This window comes from Cobetia sp. PS-4MA (assembly GCF_057670765.1).
The window spans coordinates 1,074,038-1,091,167 of record NZ_CM173107.1 but is presented as its reverse complement, the minus strand read 5'-3'; the positions used below and the strand labels follow the sequence as shown (position 1 = coordinate 1,091,167).

Sequence of the window (17,130 nt, the reverse complement as noted above, 5' to 3'; positions counted from 1 at the left end):
GACTGGCCGACGCGATATCGTCAGCCGCCGCCTCAGCCGGTGTTGCGCAGACCGGCCGAGATACCGGCCATGGTCACCATCAGGGCGCGCGACAGCTCGGCGGAGATGGCGCCATCGGCGTCCCGGTTGCGCTGCAGAAGCTCGGCCTGCAGGCCATGCAGCGGGTCGATGTAGGGGTTGCGCACATCGATGGCCTGACGGATCAACGGCATGTGCTCCAGCAGCGTCTGTTGATCGCGGATCTCCAGCACCACCTTCTCCAGACGCTCGAGACGATCACGCAGCGACTGCCCCAGCTCCTTGAGCGCCGGCTCATCCACCAGACGTTGCTCGTAGTAGGCCGCCGTCGAGAGATCCGCCTTGGACAGCAGCATCTCCAGCATGTCGACATAGGTGGAGAAGAACGGCCAGTCGTTCATCATCTCGCGCAGGATTTCCAGCCCACCCTCTTCCTCGAGCCGATTGGCGAAGGCTTCGCCACTGCCAAGCCACGCCGGCAGCATCAGACGAATCTGGGTCCAGGCGAAGATCCACGGGATTGCCCGCAATGTCTCGACACCGCCATCCTGACGACGCTTGGCCGGGCGTGACCCCAGCGGCAGGCGCGCCAGTGCCGTCTCCGGCGTGACCGAGCGGAAGTAAGGCACGAAGTTCGGGTCCTCGCGCACCACCCCCACATAGGCCTTGTGCGCGACGTCCGCGAGACGATTCATCTCGTCGCGCCATTCCTGACGCGGGGCGGGCGGCGGCAGCAGGCTGGCCTCGAGCACCGCACAGACATAGATCTCCATCGAGCGGCTGGCGATGTCCGGCAGGCCGAACTTGAAGCGGATCATCTCGCCCTGCTCGGTCACGCGCAGGGAACCGGTCACCGAGCCCGGCGGCTGCGAGAGGATCGCCGCATGTGCCGGACCGCCCCCGCGACCCACCGTGCCGCCACGACCATGGAACAGTGTCAGTTCGACGCCGTGCCGCTTGGTGACATCCACCAGCGTCTCCTGGGCACGATACTGTGCCCAGGCCGCCGCCAGCTGGCCGGCATCCTTGGCGGAGTCGGAATAGCCGATCATCACTTCCTGACGATTGCCGGCGTGCTTGCGATAGATCGGCATGCCCAGCAGCGTGTCGATGACCGGGCCGGAGCGATCCAGGTCGTCCAGGGTCTCGAACAGCGGCGCGATGGGCAGGCGCACGTCACCGCCCACCTCCTTCATCAGCAGCGCCACCGCCAGTACATCGGAGGCTTGGCCCGCCATCGAGATGATGTAGGTGCCCAGCGCCTCACGGTGTTCACGCGCGATGACCTTGAAGGTATCCAGCACTTCGCGGGTATCGGTGGAGCACTCCCAATGACGCGGGATCAAGGGGCGCTGACCGCCCAGCTCCCTGGCGAGGAATTCACAGCGCTTCTGCTCATCCCACTCGAAGTAGCTGCCCATGCCCAGCGACTGGGTCAGCTCGTCGAGCACCTGGGCGTGGCGCGTACTTTCCTGACGGATGTCGAGCTTGGTGAGAGTCACGCCGAAACAGGCCACGCGGCGCAGCGTGTCGAGCAAGGCGCCATTGGCGATGGTGTCCAGTCCCACGTCACACAGCGAGCGGTAGCAGGCCAGCAGCGGTGCATAGAGCTGCTCACGCGTCTCGATGATGTCGAGCCCCTCGTGACGCTTGCCGTCCAGGCCAGCCTTGGCCCAGTCACGGGTGCTTTCCATGCGCAGGATCAGACGCCGCAGGATCTCGCGGTAAGGTTCCGCCACGTCGCCGGCCTCGGCACGCAGCGCCGCGGAGCACTTCCACATGGAGAGCTCGGACTTGAGCTGCTCGAGATCCCGCAGGTAGAGATCCGCCGCCATCCAGCGACCCAGCAGCAGCACGGTGCGGGTGACCCGCGCGGTGACATTCGGGTTGCCATCGCGGTCGCCCCCCATCCAGGAGGCGAAGCGCAGGGGCGCGGCGTCCAGCGGCAGACGCTCGCCGGCCGCCTCCAGCGTCATCTCGTCCAGCTGACGATGGAAGTCAGGCACCGCCTGCCACAGCGAATTCTCGATGGTGGCAAAGCCCCACTTGGCCTCGTCCACCGGGGTCGGGCGCTCGTGACGGATCTCGTCGGTATGCCAGGCCTGGCTGATCAGCTCAGAGAGGCGTGCACGCGCGAGCGTCGCCTGTTCCGGGCGATCACAGGCACCTTCCATCTGGGTCAGGCAGCCTTCGATGGCATCGTACTTCTGGATCAGGGTACGGCGGATGACTTCCGTCGGGTGGGCCGTCAGCACCAGCTCGACGCGCATCGCCGACAGCTCCTCGACGATCTTCTGGGCACTGAAGCCACGCTCACGGATACGCGTGATCAGCTCGCCCAGATCCGGCTGACTGCCGGGACGATAATCCTCGACACGCTTGAAGCGGCCGCGGTAGTGCTGCTCGGCGATGTTGGAAAGATTCAGAAACTGATTGAAGGCGCGGGTGACCGGCAGCAGATCGCTGTCGGGAAGGTCGCGCAGGTAATCGATCAACTCGCGGCGGGCCGCAAGGTCGCCTTGCTGGCCTTTCTTGGCCAGGGCGCGGATGCGTTCGATACGCTCGACGAAGTCATCGCCGAGGTCGGCCGCGATGGTCTGGCCGAGGTTGTCCCCGAGAATGCGCACATTGTCGCGCAACGATTCATGCAGGTCGTGACTCATGCAACCCTCCTTGGGAGTGACGGTGCCGCCGCGGGAATCATCCCCTGTCATCAGGGGCATTCAGTTGACAGATCCATGACGGGCTCGCGGCCCGTCGCAAGCCGTGCGCCATCTGACACGGAGACTGGCACAGAGATCTGACGCATGCCCCAAACGAAAGGCCCGCGGCGCAGCAGACCGGAAAGCAGGACAAGGCACTTGCCCTGATCGCTTACCATCAGCATACGACCGCGGGCCTTGGCTCCACAATCCGACTATCGCGTAAACTTACTACATTTTCTTTCTGCCGCCCGACGACGGCATCACATCACCTGACAAGCGGAGTCACCGCACGCGCGTTCGACGAGCCATCCTCGAGGCTCTCGGACTGACTGGCCGCCCGCTCCCGGCGCTTGGCCTCATCCCAGTGCGCATCCATCTCGGCGAGACTGGCCTCCTTCAGCGAACGCCCCTCTGCCGCAATCGCGGCTTCCACATGACGGAACCGGGACGCGAAACGGGCATTGGTCGCCCGCAGCTGCTGCTCCGGGTCCGCCTTGAGCGTCCGCGCCAGATTGACCACCGCGAACAGCAGATCCCCCACCTCCTCACGCGCATGGGCCTCATCGCCCTCGGCCAGCGCTTCCTCGACCTCGCCGAGTTCCTCGCGGATCTTGTCCAGCACGCCACTCGTATCCGGCCAGTCAAAGCCCGAACGTGAGGCCTTCTTCGTGAGCTTGGCCGCCCGCGTCAGCGCCGGCAGGCCCAGCGGCACGCCATCCAGCACGCTGACGTCAGCGGCCTGGCTGGCAGATGGCTCGCCGGACTCCTGCTGCTTGAGGGTCTCCCACTGGGCATTGAGCGACCCTGCGTCCACCTCATGCGTGGCGATGCCCTCACGGCGCGAAGCCAGGGTGCCATCCGGGAAGACATGCGGATGGCGGCGCAGCATCTTCTCGGTGAGCACATGAATGACGTCATGGAAGTCGAAACGCTGCTGCTCGCTGGCGATCTGGGCGTAGAACACGCCCTGGAAGAGCAGGTCGCCCAGCTCCGCCGGCAGCTCGTCGAGCACCTCGGCATCTGCCGCGGCCCGCTCGATCACGTCGACGACTTCATAGGCCTCCTCCAGGGTGTGCGGCACCAGGCTCGCGTAGTCCTGCTTCAGATCCCACGGACAGCCGTACTGCGGGTCACGCAGCACGGCCATCAGAGTCAGCAGGTCCTCAAGGCCATGGCGTCCGGGGGGAGTTGCGGCACTCATGACTTGTTGCCACCAACCCGCAGGCGCTTGACGTCGATGATGTTGGGCAGCTGCTGGATACGTGCGAACACGCGTCCCAGCACATCGAGGTTCTCGACCTCCAACGTGATCCTGAGCGTGGCGATGTTGTCGAGCTGGTCGGTGCGCGTATTGACTGACAGCACATTGACCTTGTCGCCACTGAGCACATTGGTGACATCGCGCAGGAGCCCCGAGCGGTCCCAGGCCTGGATCTCGATATCCACCGGATACTGGCTGCGTGACCGCTGGCCCCAGTCGACATCGACGATGCGCCGCGGCTCGTCCGAGCGCAGCTGGATCAGGTTCGGGCAGTCCTGACGATGCACCGTCACGCCACGCCCCTGGGTGATGAAGCCGGCGATCTGATCCCCCGGCACCGGATGGCAGCAGTTGGCCATGGTGGTCTTCAGGTTGCCGACCCCCAGCACCATGACGGCGTCCGGCTTCTCCTTGCCCTGCGGCTTGCGCTGACGCAGCAGGCGCTCGAGCTGCTCCTGATCATCGGTGTCGCCGAACAGCTGCTGCGCCTGATGCAGCACCTGGCCGACCCGCAGGTCCCCCGCGCCGATGGCGGCGTACATGTCATCACGCGTCGGATAGTTGACGGCGTTGGCCAGCTTGTCGCGATCAAGGTTCTCCAGCGCCAGACGCGAGAATTCCTTCTCGAGCAGCGCCTTGCCCTCGTCGACGTTCTGATCCCGCGCCTGGAGCTTGAACCAGGTCTGGATCTTGGCGCGAGCGCGCGAGGTGCGCACATAGCCCAGGTTGGGGTTGAGCCAGTCACGACTCGGCCCGCCCTTGGTGGCCGTCAGGATCTCGACCTGCTGGCCGGTCTTGAGCTTGTAGGTCAGCGGCACGATACGGCCGTCAACCTTGGCACCACGACAGCGATGCCCCACCTCGGTGTGCACGCGATAGGCGAAGTCAATGGGCGTGGCGATCTTGGGCAGGTCGATGACGTGCCCTTCCGGCGTGAAGACATAGATACGGTCAGGCGCCACGTCGGAACTCAGGCCCTGACGGATGGACTCCTGTCCTCCGCTCTCGCCGACCTCGTCCTGCCATTCGAGCACCTGACGCAACCAGGCGATCTTGTCCTCGTAGCTGCGACTCTTGTGGCCGACGTCGTGGCCCTTGTAACGCCAGTGGGCACACACGCCCAGCTCCGCCTCCTCGTGCATGTCGAAGGTGCGGATCTGGATCTCGATGACCTTGTTGCTGGGCCCGACCACTGCGGTGTGCAGCGACTGATAGCCATTCTTCTTCGGGTTGGCGATGTAGTCATCGAACTCGTGAGGCACGTGGTGCCAGCGCGAGTGGACGATGCCCAATGCCGTATAGCAGTCACTGACGGTGCCGACGAGAATCCGCACCGCACGCACGTCATACACCTGCGAGAAGGCGATGCGCTTGATCTTCATCTTCCGCCAGATGGAGTAGATGTGCTTGGCGCGGCCGGCGACATCGAAGTGCTTGATGCCCTGATCGCGCATCAGACTGCGCATCTCGACCAGCAGGTCGGCGATGTAATGCTCGCGCTCCAGACGCTTCTCGGCCAGCTGCTTGGCGATGTTCTTGTACTCGGTCTCCTCGCGGTAGCGGAAGGACAGATCCTCCAGCTCCCACTTGAGCTGACCGATGCCAAGACGATGAGCCAGCGGACCATAGATGTCGAAGACCTCATTGGCGACCCGCATGCGCTTCTCACGCGGCGCATCCTTGACGTGACGCAGGGCGACGGTGCGCTCGGCGATCTTGATCAGCGCGATGCGCACGTCATCGATCATCGACACCAGCATCTTGCGCAGGTTGTCCTGTTGATCGTGCTGCGCCATGCCATGACTGGGCGCCTGCAACTGACTGATGGCGGCCATGTTGAGCACGCCCTCGATCAGGCGTGCCACCTCGGCACCGAAGTGCTTGTCGATGGCCTCAAGCCCCAGGTGCCCCTCACGCACTGCGCGATAGAGCACTGCCGCCACCAGCGCAGGCTGGTCAAGCTTCAGCTCCGAGAGGATATCCGCCATCTCGAGACTGAAGCGGAAACTGACCAGCGGCTCACGCCAGGGCTTGTCGCCACGCGCATCCGCCTCACGCGCCACCTTCAATGCGACTTCACAGGCTCGCACCATGACCTCGGCATTCACCGACGGGACTTCCTCGCGCAGTCGCGCGACCCACACCGGGATGTCCACACCACCGCTATCGGTCAGCGGCTGATCTTCGCGCACCTTGACCATGACCCTATGTCCTTGAATATCTTGCCATCTTGATGACAGCGCCCGGGGGCGCCGTCTCAGTCTTCCATCCGCTCCAGCAGCAGCATCGATTCCAGATGTGCCGTGTGAACGAACATGTCCGCCATCAGCGCACGCGTGACACGATAGCCGGCGTCGGTGAGCATCTTCACGTCACGCATCAACGTGGTCGGGTCACAGGCGATGTACAGCACCCGTGCGGGTGCATGGGAGACCTTCCCGGCATGCAGGTGACGTGCCAGCTCATCGCATAGAGGCTGAGCGCCATCGCGCGGCGGGTCCAGTACCAGAAGGTCGATACCCTCGAGTGATGGCAGCGCACGACTGAGGTCGGCGCGTCGAGCGCTCACCTGGGGCAGCGCGTTGTGCTCGGCATTGGCGATCAGCTGATCCACCATGCCCTGGCTGCCTTCGATGCCGGTTACCTTCGCGGCCCCCGCTGCCGCCACGGCCAGCGTGAGATTGCCGACTCCGGCGTAGAGGTCCATGACCGCAAGGCCACTGACGTCGCCCAGCCAGTCCAGCGCCGTATCCACCAGGCGCTGATTGAGCGCGGCATTGACCTGCACGAAGTCACCCGGCGAGAAGGCGAGACGCAGTGTCCGCTCGCCGACGCGCACGGAGTAGGCGGCGTCCGGCATGCCGGCCAGCCATTCCAGCACCACCGGATCACGCCCGACTCGCCAGCCGACCACCAGCCCATGCTGTTCGGCAAAGGCCTGCCAGCGCTCGGCATCACGCGGCACGGCCTTGAGCTGTCGTATCACCAGGATGACCTGGTCATCCGCGGCCGTCAGCTCCAGATGGCCCAGACGCTTGGGCGCTTCCAGCGTATTGATCAGCTCGCGCAGCGGCGTGATCAGTCGATCCAGCGCCGGCACCAGCACGCTGCAGCTCTGGATATCCACCAGCTGATTGCTGCCACGGCCGCGGAAGCCCAGCTGGATCTCGCCGCTGTCCGTGACGCGCACCCCGAGGCGTGCACGCCGACGATAACGATGCTCGTCCTCGCCCAGTGGCTGGATATCCGCCAGCGCCACGCCATTGCGCTGTGCATGCTCACTGAGCACCTGCACCTTGTGGGTGCGCTGGGCCGGCAATGCCAGGTGCTGGAGATCACAACCACCACAGGTGCCGAAGTGTGCACACGGCGGCGTCACGCGACTCTCGGCAGCATTGTCCCGCGAGCGCACATGCGCTTCGTTGAAGCGCTTGTGGGTACGGTGGATGGCCAGCGTGACCCGCTCACCGGGCAAGGCCTGGTCGATGAACTGGGTCTTGCCGTTCTCGTCATGCGCGACGCCTCGCCCATCATGCGCCAGACGTTCCACCGTCAGCCATTGGCTGTCGGCATCACTGACGTTGCGCGTCTCGCGACTGGCCACTTCCTTCTCACGACGCGTCGGCTTGCGCGCTGGGCGTTTCTGTCCGAGCAGTGCCATCAGAGGTCATCTCCGTGGGTGTAGAGGCCGGTCGACAGATAGCGGTCGCCACGGTCACAGACGATGAATACGATCACCGCGTTCTCGACCTGCTCCGCCACCGTGAGCGCCCCTGCCAGGGCGCCGCCGGAGGACACGCCCGCCAGAATGCCTTCCTCACGCGCCAGACGGCGCATGCAGACTTCGGCGTCCCGCTGAGCGATATCCAGAGTGCGGTCGATGCGCGAGGCATCGAAGATGCGCGGCAGATAGGCCTCGGGCCAACGACGGATGCCGGCGATGCTGGCGCCGTCCGCTGGTTGCAGTCCCACGATCTCGATGGCGGGATTCTGCTCCTTGAGATAGCGCGAGGTGCCCATGATGGTGCCGGTCGTGCCCATGGAGGAGACGAAATGCGTGATGCGTCCCTGAGTCTGTTGCCAGAGCTCCGGTCCGGTGGTGCGGTAGTGCGCCAGGGGATTGTCCTGATTGGCGAACTGATCAAGGGCCTTGCCCTCGCCACGCGCGATCATCCCATCGGCGATGTCCCGCGCGTGCTCCATGTTGTCTGCCTCGATCAGCGTCGCGCCATACGCGCCCATGGCCTGCTTGCGCTCGCTGGAGGCAGTGGAGGGCATCACCAGCACCATGCGGTAGCCCTTGATGGCCGCGACCATCGCCAGCGCGATGCCGGTGTTGCCGGAGGTGGCTTCCACCAGGGTGTCACCGGGCTGGATCTCGCCACGGGCCTCGGCTTCATTGAACATCGAAAGCGCCGGACGATCCTTCACGGAACCCGCGGGATTGTGGCCTTCCAGCTTGGCCAGCAAGACGTTGTTGCGACCGGCGGTGATACGCGTCAGGCGTACCAACGGCGTATTGCCGACGACATCGGCAAGACTGGGGAATTCAGTCGCGGCAAGATCCGCGGGGTCACTGACATGAGACATGAGGGGCAGACTCCAAGGACGCGCCCGGATACTCCGATGCTGACCGTCAGGAGGCAGCATCGAGACCTGAGACAATCGGGGCCACGTCGGGGGTGTAGAAGATGTGCGCAGTATATCGCTCCCGCCACCTCCCTGTCAGGGCGCGAACCATCGCATCACTGCAGTCTGGAAGGTATGCTTGAGCCTGGCTTTCGCACGCCGCTCGCCGCTGGCGGCTGTGCGGGCCTTGCACGCAGGCCCTCGGACACGTCACCTCCGGAAGGTGCGGCGCTGCAACCCTGTTTTCCTCTTCCTGCGGCATCCGAGTCTCTGGCTCGCTGCCCCGTCGCGATGGACTGCCATGCTGCTTAGAACCCGCTTTCAGCTCGCGTTGCTTCTGCTGCCGCTTGCCACGAGCCTGCTGTTCAGCCTCTATGTGGTGGATCGTGAGATCAGTCGTGAACGCACCGCCATGATGCAGCGTCTGCAGGCCAGTGTGCAGGCGATCATGCCCGGGCTTGCCAATGCCGCCCTGGAAGCCGACGACCAGCGTCTGCATGAACTGGCACAGATGCTCATCGATCAACGCGACGTGCGAGGGTTGACGCTGCGCACCCCCGAGGGTGGCACCCTGCTTCACATGGGGCCGAGCCAACGTCCACAGACAAGCTCGCTGCTGGAAAGCGACGCCTACCCGCAAGCCCCCGACGCGCTGGTGCTGGTGACACCGGTGATCGACCCATGGCGGGAGGCACGACGCGGAGACCGCATCTCCTGGCTGATTCTCGAGGCCTCCGATACCCGTATCGTGCTGCACCGCTATCAGCTGCTGGTCGGCTATGGGCTGGCCAATCTGGTCTTCGGACTGGCACTGCTGCTGTTCGCCTACCATGCCTCACGTCGCATGCTGCAGCCCTTCCATGACCTTGGCGAAGCCATGACCCGCCTCGCGCGCGGCGAGACTCACCAGCGTCTGCCGGTGCAGGGGAATGACGACATGAGCGAGCTGGCCGAGCACTACAATCTCAGCGTCGAGCAGCTCAAGCGCGCGCGGGAAGACATGCAGGACCAGATCGACCAGACGACGCGTGACCTGCACGAGTCGATGGAAACCGTCGAGATCAAGAACATCGAACTGGACATGGCCCGCCGCAAGGCGCTGGAAGCCAACCGCATCAAGTCGGAATTCCTCGCCAACATGAGCCATGAGATCCGCACGCCGCTCAATGGCATCATCGGCTTCAGCAACCTGCTGGGGCGCAGTGACCTGGACAACCGCCAGCGCGACTGGCTGGGCCACATGCAGAACGCCTCCTCCTCGCTGATGTCATTGATCAATGACATCCTGGACTTCTCCAAGATCGAGGCCGGCAAGCTCGAGCTCGAGAAGGTCCAGATGGACATCGAGCCGCTCATCGAGGAAGTGCTGGCGATGCACGCCCCGGAGGCGCATCGCAAGCATCTGCACCTGCTGGGGCTGGTCTACGATGACGTGCCACAACGCTTCGAGGGTGACCCGCTGCGCATCAAGCAGGTAGTCACCAATCTGGTGGCCAATGCGGTCAAGTTCACCGAGCAGGGCGAAGTGATCGTCCGCGTGATGGTGGATGACCTTTCCGGCAGCAGTACCCGCCTGAAGATTGCCGTGGCCGATACCGGCATCGGCATGGACAGTGCGCAACGCAACCGCCTGTTCCAGGCCTTCTCCCAGGGTGACCCGTCCCGCGCCCGCCAGTTCGGCGGCACCGGCCTGGGCCTGATGATCTCGAAGCGCCTGGTGGAACAGATGGGTGGCGAGATCCAGGTCGAAAGCCTGCCCGGACATGGCTCCACCTTCCTGTTCAGCGTGCCGGTGGCCGTCAGCAGCATCGAGGAGCGCCCGCGCGAGATCGTCTTCGATCATCAGCGCATCTGTCTCATCGAGCCTCACCCGGCCACGCGCCGCGCCCTGAGCTACCTGCTCTCGCGCTGGTCGCTGGACCTCGTCGGCATCGAGGAGCAGCCTGATCTCGTGGTAGTCGCCCTGGAAAGCCGTGACCTGAAGCGGCTGGAGGAATGGAGTCAGCGCCTCAAGCATCTGCCGTGTCGCGTGCTGTGTCTGCTGAATGCGCCACTGCCGGCCAATATCGAGGACCTGCAGCAATACGGGATCGACGAACTGCTCAGCAAGCCGGTCACACGCCTGCAGATGCGCCACAAGCTGGCCAACCTGCTGCATTCACCGCGGCGCGACACACCACGCCTCCAGGAGCTGCCGGCCTTCACGCCGCTGGAGGATGGCACCACGGCCGGGCGGCTGACGCCTGATCTTTCCGCTCCGCTCCCGGAGCGCTCGCCGGCATCGCCGCGGCCCCCCGAGGCGTCGCCTGCCTCCCCCATGCCTGACGGGCTGCCTCAGGCTGCCACGCCTGCGGAGACGCCGAACATGACGCGCAAGTGCGTGATGGTCGTCGATGACAACCCCTCCAATCGCCTGCTGGCCGAGGAACTGCTCACCGACATGGGTCTGGATACCCTGGCCGCACAGAGTGGCGAGGAAGCGTTGGCCCTGGCCCAGCAGCAGCCGGTGGATGCGGTACTGATGGATATCCAGATGCCGGGCATGAACGGCCTGGAAGCCACCAAGGCACTGCGCCATCAACAGCGCATGCGCCATGAGCACCTTCCCGTCATCGCGTTGACCGCGCACGCCCTGGCACACGAGCGCCGGGAGCTGCTGGCCGAGGGCATGGATGACTACCTCATCAAGCCGGTCGACGAGCACCTGCTGGCCAACATGCTGAGCCGTCATCTTGGCATCACGCTCAGCGTGCCGAAGACCCCGCCACACGACACGGCCCCCGCCTTCTCCCCCCTCTCCAGTGCCACTGACGCGGGCAGTATCGAGCGTGGCAAGCGCCCCGAGGGTACACCTCCCATGCCCGCCGCGTTCGAGGGACTGAGCGAGCAGGATGGCGAACTGCCCATCGTCGACATGGCACTGGGCATCGAGATGGCCGGCGGGCGCAAGGCGCTGGCCCTGGAGATGCTGGGGCTGCTGATCAAGAGTCTGCCGGAGAGTGAGGTCACCATCCGCAGGGCCTGGGCGGTACAGGATGGCGAGGCCATGCTCGATGGGGTGCACTATCTGAATGGTGCCTGCCGCTACTGTGGCGTGCCGCGCCTGGCACTGCTGGTCGAGGCGCTGGAGACACGCCTGCGCGTCAGTGGTCTGGATCAGCTGGAGGACGATGTCGCCGCGCTGTTCGATGCCATCGCAAGCCTTGCCCAGTGGGCACAGAGCGAGGAAGCCACCTCGCTCCTGGCAGAGTCGCGCCCCGACGCCTCGGACCGCGAGCGCTGAGCGAGAGCGCTGGTCGAGGGCACTGATGACGGCATCCGCTCTTCGCCACCCCTTTTTCTCTTGCCTTTTCCGCCCCCTCCTCACCATCCCACTGCCGACAACGACAACGCCACCCTGGCCGCAAGGCGAGGGTGGCGTTGTCATGTCCAGCACTTGTCAGCGGTCAGCGGTCAGCGGATGCTCAGCGCTCCAGCACCACGAAGGCGATGGCCTGATCACGCTCATCACTGATCGACAGATGCAGATGACGAATCCCGGCACGTGCAGTCAGCGCTTCCGCCTCATCTGACAGCACGAAGGACGGCTTGCCCAACGCATCGTTCACCACCTGGATCTGGGTGAAACGCATGCCCTGGCGCAGCCCGGTCCCCAGCGCCTTGACGAAGGCTTCCTTGGCCGCGAATCGCTTGGCCAGAAAAGCCGCCGGCTGGGGGTGATCCGCGAAGCGTGCCAGCTCCTGCGCTCCGAGCAGACGCCGAGCGAAGCGCTCTCCGTGACGTGCCATGCCGGCCTCGAAACGCTCGATTCGCGCGATGTCCGTGCCTATCCCGACGATCATCCGCAGCAGCCTGACCCTTGCACGTGCTCATGATCCTCATCGTGCTCATGGTCATGGTCGTGCGCATCCAGCGCTGCCATCAGCCCCGCTTCCTGGCCTGCGATGCACAGGCGCTTCATCTCGATGACGGCCTCCTTGAGGCCAACGAACATGGCGCGCGCGATGATCGCATGGCCGATGTTCAGCTCGTTCAGCCCCGAGATGCCCGCGATGGCCTCGACGTTGTGATAGTTGAGACCATGCCCGGCATTGACGATCAGGCCCAGCTCGTTGGCGAGCTCGGCTGCAGCCGCGATGCGCTCGAATTCGACACGCGCCGCTTCACCGCAGGCATCCGCGTAGGCACCGGTGTGAAGCTCGACGACTGGCGCCCCGGTCTCGAAGGCGGCACGAATCTGCTCAGGCTCCGGGTCGATGAACAGCGAGACTTCACAGCCCGCCGTCGCGAGACGCTCACAGGCCGCGCGAATGCGTTCCAGATCTCCGGCGACATCCAGACCACCCTCGGTGGTCAGTTCCTCGCGCTTCTCCGGCACCAGGCAGACATTGGCCGGACGCACTTCCTCGGCCAGCGCCAGCATCTCGTCACTGACGGCCATCTCGAGATTCATGCGCGTATTGAGCACCTCGGCCAGAAGACGCACGTCGCGCTCCTGGATATGGCGACGGTCTTCACGCAGGTGCACGGTGATGCCATCGGCGCCGGCTTCCTCCGCGACCAGCGCGGCCTGGACCGGGTCCGGATAACGGGTGCCACGCGCCTGGCGCAGAGTGGCGATGTGGTCAATATTGACCCCGAGCAGGATACGCAGCGGGTGCATGATCAGCTCCTAGCGATGGAGATGGAAAATAGGCATGGCAACAGGTGCCATGACGAAGACAGCTTGCATGACGACAGGATACGATCTGCAGGCAAGGCCCGCATCAACCTGTCTGACGACTTTCACGTCGCCGGGCGGTCAGCTGACGCATCAGTTCACGCGAGCGCAGCGGACGCTCTCCCAGCAATGGCGCCAAGGCGCGCCGCGCCAGCCATAGACTCTCTCGCGACAGGCCGGCGTGCCCCCAGTCCTCACTGGCCAGCAGCTTCAAGGCACGCCCCTCGATACCTGCTGCCCCCTCGGGTTGGGCGCGAAAACGCCGCTCGCTGGCGACATAGTCGTAGCGCACGTCGGGCATCAGAGGGGCATCCTCCAGCGTACGAAACTGCGGCAATTGCTCAAGGGCTTCCAGCAGGGTGTATTCCAGTCGCCTGAGCGCCGGGGCGCGACGAGCAGGCAGCGCCACGTCATCCAGGGTCAGCGAATAGAGCGCGAACAGCTCCGGTACCGGCATTTCCACCGGCAAGGTGCGCGTCAATAGCTCATTGGCATAGAAGCCACACAGAAGCCCTTCCCCCGCCAGCAGACTGGCGCTGCCGCCGGTCTCCATCAGGTTGAGCGTCTTGAGATCGCTTTCCCCGCGCCAGGTGACGTGCAGGGGAGTGAACGGCTGCAGTCGCGCCCGCGACTTGCTGCCCGGACGCTGGACACCGCGTGCCACCGCGCGCACCCGACCATGCTCGAGGGTCAACAACTCGATGATGGCACTGGTTTCACGATACGGCTTGCGATGCAGCAGGAAGGCCGGTTGCGGCGTCATCGGACAGACTCACGACAAAGAGGGCTTGCGGACAGGGAAGATGGCATCCGGCAGAGGCGAACGCCGAGCATCAGGCGATGCTCGACTGATGAGGGCACCCGTGGCGCGGCAGTCGTCTTGCCTGCCGCACCACGGGTGCGGGGAGCATCAGTCCTTGTCGTGGGTGTAACCCAGGCTTTTCAGGGCGCGCTCGTCATCCGACCAGCCACGCTTGACCTTGACCCACAGGTTCAGCATCACCTTGGCATCGAAGGCACGCTCCATCTCGAGACGCGCTTCGCGACCGATGTTCTTGATGCGCTCGCCATTCTCGCCGATCAGGATCTTCTTCTGGCCCTGACGCTCGACCATCATCAGCGCGCTGATGTGCAGCGTGCCGCGCTGATCGGTCTTGAATTCCTCGATCTCGACGGTCATCTGGTACGGCAGTTCGTCACCCAGCTGACGCATCACCTTCTCGCGCACCAGCTCGGAGGCCAGGAAACGTGAGCTCTTGTTGGTGATCTGATCATCCGCGAACATGTGCTCGCCGTGCGGCAGACGCCCCATCACGTTCTCGAGCAGCAGGTCGATGTTGGTGCCATTCTTGGCCGACATCGGGATGATGGCCGCGAAGTCACGACGCTCCTGCAGACTCTGGAGCCAGGGGGCCAGAGTGGTCTTGTCCTTCAGCCAGTCGATCTTGTTGACGACGAGAATCACCGGCGCCTTCACGTGGGCCAGCTTCTCGAGCACGATCTGGTCTTCTTCCATCCAGCGGGTGCGGTCGACGATGAACACCACGGCGTCCACATCGCGCAGCGCCTGGGTGGCGGTCTGGTTCATGAAGCGGTTGATCGCCTTGTTGCGATCGCGCTGCATGATGTGGATCCCCGGGGTATCGACGAAGACGCACTGGGTGCCGTCCTCGGTGTGGATGCCCATCACCTGGTGACGCGTGGTCTGCGGACGACGCGAGGTGATCGAGACCTTCTGGCCCAGGATGTGGTTCATCAGCGTCGACTTGCCGACATTGGGGCGCCCGACGATGGCGACGAAGCCACAGCGGGTATCCGGCAGCGGCTGATCGCTGACACCGGCGGCCGCCAGCATGCCCTCGAGGGCATCGGCGTTGCCGGTGTGCGTCTCGGTAGAGGCATCAGGGGCGTCGCCGCTCGGGGTGACATTGTCTTCTGGGGTATGGCTCATGAGCGGCCTCCGCGGGCAGGTTCGAGCAGTTGCAGCGCGAACTCGGCCGCCTGCTGTTCAGCATGGCGACGGCTGGAGCCGACGCCTGTGGTCTTGGTGTCGATCATCTCGACATGGCAATCGACGCTGAAGGTCTGCGAATGCGCTTCGCCTTCGACGCTGGTCACCTCATAGCGCGGCAGGGCCGCCTGACGCGATTGCAGGAATTCCTGCAGACGTGTCTTGGGATCTTTCTGGGTGTCCTGAAGGTTCAACGCCTCAAGACGGCTGTCGTACCAGCGCAGCACGTGTGCACGCACGACCTGCATGCCAGCATCCAGATAGATGGCACCGATCACGGCTTCCACGGCATCGGCCAGGATGGATTCGCGACGATGACCGCCGCTCTTCATCTCGCCGGAGCCCAGGCGCAGGTTCTCGCCCAGCTTGAACTCACGGGCAAGCTCCGCCAAGGTCTGGCCCTTGACCAGACGCGCACGCAGGCGTGACAGCTGGCCCTCACGGGCCTGGGGGAAGCGCAGGAACAGCGCTTCGGCGATCACGAAGTTGACGATGGAATCGCCAAGAAACTCGAGCCGCTCATTGTTCTGGCCACCATAGCTTCGATGGGTCAATGCCAGTTCCAACAGACTGGCATCCTCGAAGGTGTGGCCGATACGCTTTACAAAGGCATTCAGCGGGCTACTCACAGGTCTCCCTACTCTCTTTTTGTCGCTGACGCCCGCAGGCGTCCTGTCGAATGGTGCATCAGTCTTGACGGCTGATGCCTGTCGTCATCGACATGCTTCGCGATGCCCGAAGCCTACACGGCTTGAGGAGTTGCCGATCGCCACCATCCCAATCCGATATTCGTCAGCCGCGCTGCCCGCAGGCTCGTGGCCTCGGGTCCGACATGATGAACAGCAGGTTGACATGGCAGGCACGACGCATCGTCCCATGTCGAAAGATCCGTCCTTGCGGTACTGGCACGCCGCCGGGCGGCGCTGCCAGACACGACCGGGCCGCCTCTCGGCGGCCCGGTCAATGCACTGATCAATGAATCAGGCGTACCGAGGAAAAGTCCGGGAATCCGTCCTTCCAGTGCATCCACACCGCGACCGCCTTGCCGACGATGTTCTCTTCCGGCACGAAGCCCCAGTAGCGGCTGTCGTTGGAATGGTCGCGGTTGTCACCCATCACGAAGTACTGGCCTTCAGGCACCCGGATCTCGCGCATCTGCGGGCCGGGGTCCTGAGGGTTATTGTAGATTTGATGGGCGTGTTTCCCCAGTGTCTCATCCAGCAGACTCTCGCCGGGCTGCTCACTGACATTGCGCGCATTGAGCGTCTTGCTGACCGCCTGGCCATTCACGTAGAGCTGCTTGCCCTCATAGCGGATGGTGTCACCGGGCAGACCGACGACGCGCTTGATGAAGTTGGTGGACGGGTCCTCCGGGAAACGGAACACCATCACGTCACCACGCTCGGGCTCGCCGACCTCCAGCACCTTGGTGTCGACCACCGGCAGGCGCAGGCCATAGTCATACTTGTTGACCAGGATGAAGTCGCCGATCTTGAGCGTCGGCAGCATCGAGCCGGAGGGAATCTGGAACGGCTCATAGGCGAATGAGCGCACCACCAGCACCAGCAACAGTACCGGAAAGAACGACTTGGCATAGTCCACCAGCCACGGGTCCCGCGTCAGCTTCTCACGCGTATCACTGTCCAACTCCCCTTCGACGGATGCCTCGGCCTTGGCCAGACGCGCCTTGCGCGCACCGCGCAGGGCAATCAGATCTATCAGCCACACCACGCCGGCTACCGCTACGGCAATCACCAATACTAGCGAGAAATCCATCGTCATCCCT

Annotated in this window: 12 protein-coding genes; 1 reads left to right on the top strand and 11 read right to left on the bottom strand. The window is 64.3% G+C overall.

What is annotated here, in order from left to right:
• Positions 1 to 32 precede the first annotated feature (32 nt).
• The 5 genes from ppc to cysM all read right to left on the bottom strand — a co-directional run bounded on the left by ppc (position 33) and on the right by cysM (position 8,574).
• Positions 33 to 2,681, bottom strand: a complete 2,649-nt coding sequence (ppc, locus tag AC26AR_RS04665) for a phosphoenolpyruvate carboxylase (RefSeq protein WP_077372197.1) — start codon at positions 2,679 to 2,681, stop codon at positions 33 to 35.
• Positions 2,682 to 2,988: 307 nt separating this feature from the next.
• The gene (mazG, locus tag AC26AR_RS04660; RefSeq protein WP_488107633.1) at positions 2,989 to 3,924 is read right to left on the bottom strand and encodes a nucleoside triphosphate pyrophosphohydrolase; all 936 of its coding nucleotides are present in this window, start codon (positions 3,922 to 3,924) and stop codon (positions 2,989 to 2,991) included.
• Positions 3,921 to 6,185: a GTP diphosphokinase gene (gene relA / locus AC26AR_RS04655; RefSeq protein ID WP_077372191.1), complete on the bottom strand. Its 2,265-nt coding sequence runs from the start codon at positions 6,183 to 6,185 to the stop codon at positions 3,921 to 3,923. Before relA ends, mazG begins: the two co-directional genes overlap by 4 nt.
• Before the next feature lie 56 nt (positions 6,186 to 6,241).
• Positions 6,242 to 7,645, bottom strand: coding sequence for a TRAM domain-containing protein (locus AC26AR_RS04650; RefSeq protein WP_488107632.1), 1,404 nt, complete (start codon positions 7,643 to 7,645; stop codon positions 6,242 to 6,244).
• Complete coding sequence (gene cysM / locus AC26AR_RS04645) at positions 7,645 to 8,574, bottom strand: cysteine synthase CysM (protein WP_077372185.1); 930 nt, start codon at positions 8,572 to 8,574, stop codon at positions 7,645 to 7,647. The genes AC26AR_RS04650 and cysM overlap by 1 nt, the downstream gene beginning before the upstream one ends.
• A 340-nt stretch (positions 8,575 to 8,914) precedes the next feature.
• Between cysM and AC26AR_RS04640 the strand changes: the two genes are divergently transcribed.
• Entirely contained in the window at positions 8,915 to 11,896 is a 2,982-nt protein-coding gene (locus AC26AR_RS04640; RefSeq protein WP_488107631.1) for a response regulator, read from the top strand.
• A gap of 181 nt (positions 11,897 to 12,077) precedes the next feature.
• On the opposite strand, the gene acpS is transcribed toward AC26AR_RS04640, so the two are convergent.
• From acpS to lepB, 6 genes are all read right to left on the bottom strand, one after another.
• On the bottom strand, positions 12,078 to 12,455 hold the full coding sequence (gene acpS, locus AC26AR_RS04635; protein ID WP_077372179.1) for a holo-ACP synthase: 378 nt from the start codon (positions 12,453 to 12,455) through the stop codon (positions 12,078 to 12,080).
• A complete protein-coding gene (gene pdxJ, locus AC26AR_RS04630) occupies positions 12,452 to 13,276 on the bottom strand; it encodes a pyridoxine 5'-phosphate synthase (protein ID WP_488107630.1) in 825 nt (274 codons plus the stop codon). The genes acpS and pdxJ overlap by 4 nt, the downstream gene beginning before the upstream one ends.
• A 103-nt stretch (positions 13,277 to 13,379) precedes the next feature.
• Positions 13,380 to 14,096: a DNA repair protein RecO gene (recO, locus tag AC26AR_RS04625; protein ID WP_077372173.1), complete on the bottom strand. Its 717-nt coding sequence runs from the start codon at positions 14,094 to 14,096 to the stop codon at positions 13,380 to 13,382.
• Between the two features lie 147 nt (positions 14,097 to 14,243).
• Complete coding sequence (era, locus tag AC26AR_RS04620) at positions 14,244 to 15,188, bottom strand: GTPase Era (RefSeq protein WP_077373161.1); 945 nt, start codon at positions 15,186 to 15,188, stop codon at positions 14,244 to 14,246.
• Between the two features lie 92 nt (positions 15,189 to 15,280).
• Positions 15,281 to 15,973: a ribonuclease III gene (gene rnc, locus AC26AR_RS04615; protein ID WP_488107629.1), complete on the bottom strand. Its 693-nt coding sequence runs from the start codon at positions 15,971 to 15,973 to the stop codon at positions 15,281 to 15,283.
• 343 nt (positions 15,974 to 16,316) lie between these two features.
• The gene (lepB, locus tag AC26AR_RS04610; RefSeq protein WP_488107628.1) at positions 16,317 to 17,120 is read right to left on the bottom strand and encodes a signal peptidase I; all 804 of its coding nucleotides are present in this window, start codon (positions 17,118 to 17,120) and stop codon (positions 16,317 to 16,319) included.
• Between the last annotated feature and the right edge of the window lie 10 nt (positions 17,121 to 17,130).